This is a genomic window from Burkholderia sp. ABCPW 14 (assembly GCF_001523835.1).
Classification (GTDB): Bacteria; Pseudomonadota; Gammaproteobacteria; order Burkholderiales; family Burkholderiaceae; genus Burkholderia; species Burkholderia mayonis.
Genome location: NZ_LOVS01000074.1, coordinates 1 through 1409, shown reverse-complemented (window position 1 = coordinate 1409; position 1409 = coordinate 1). Strand labels below are relative to the sequence as shown.

The window sequence follows — 1409 nt, the reverse complement described above, 5'->3', positions numbered from 1 at the left end:
AACGCGTACAGGCGCTGTTCGCGGCGAGCCGCAATCTCGCGCACGCAGCCCCTGCATTGCCGGCCGCGCTCGCGAAGGATGCCGACACCCGTTACGAGAACACGTTCACCTGCGTGCGCCGCGGCGTACCGCTTGCACCCGCGTACGACCCTCAGACCGACCTGCCGCCCGTGCATCTGCTGACGGGCACGATCGTCGGCGCTGAGGGAGAAGAAGTGTTCTGCGACGAAGACGGCCGGGTGCGCGTGCGGATTCACGGCCTCGATCCTCAGGACCACGCGCACGCGCAGGGCGCGGGCACTAACGACAATGCGGGCGACAGCGCACCGATCCGCGTGGCGACGAGTCTTGCCGGCACCCATTTCGGCGCATCGTTCCTGCCGCGCGTCGGCATGGAAGTCCTGCTCGGTTGTGTCGGCGGCGATCCGGACCGGTTGGTGATCATCGGGGTGCTGAGCAACGGTGCGAATCCGCCGGCGACGTTCAGCCATGCGGGCAGGCTGCCGGGCAACCGCTACCTGTCCGGCATCAAGACGAAGGAGATCCGTGGGCAGCGGTACAACCAGCTGCGTCTCGACGACACGCCGAATCAGATCAGCGCACAGCTTGCGAGCGAACACGCGCACTCGCAGCTGAACCTCGGTTATCTGACCCAGCCGCGAGAGAACGGCCACGGGAAGGCGCGTGGCGAGGGCGCGGAGCTGCGCACCGATGCCGCGGCGGCGCTGCGGGCGGCGCAGGGCATCCTGCTGACGACCTACGCGCGCACGCAGGCGAGCGGCGGCCAACTCGACCGCGACGAGCTGGTCCGGCTGCTCGGCGAGTGCACGGCGCTGTTCAAGGCGTTGGGCGATTACGCGGGGCAGCACGGCGGGCAGGCGGCGGATACAGCCGGCCAGCAGGCGGTGGCCGCGGTCTTCAAGAGCTGGGCGCCGGGCACCGGCGCGGGAGCGGACGGCGTCGGCGCGCCGGCCACCAGCGGAGATCAGGCACTGATGGCATTCGGCGCACAGGCTGGGTCGGTAAACGTCACCCCGAAGACGCACGTGACCTACGCCGGCGAGAACATCGATCAGGTCGCGCAGCAGCATCTTCAGTTGATGAGCGGCCAGCGGTTCAACGCGACGGCGGGACAAGGGATGCAGCTGTTCGCGCGTGGCGCGGGCGTGCAGGCCGTGGCGGGCGAAGGGCCAGTGCTGCTGCAGGCGCAGGCCGACACGCTGACGGCGAACGCGCAGAAGGGCGTCAAGATCACGACGAACGAGAACGAGGTGCTCGTGAGCGCGCCGAAGATCCGGCTCGTCGCCGAGGACGGCAGCTATCTCGAGATCGGCGACGGCATCACGCTCGGCACGAACGGCGACATCAAGCTGCTGTCGGCGTCGCACCAGTGGGGCGGGCCGTCGACG

At 69.3% G+C, this 1409-nt stretch carries 1 protein-coding gene; it reads left to right on the top strand.

All coding sequences use genetic code 11. From position 1 onward, the window contains the following. A partial coding sequence (locus tag WS62_RS11580; RefSeq protein WP_156440954.1) for a type VI secretion system Vgr family protein occupies positions 1 to 1409 on the top strand: 1409 nt, incomplete at both ends.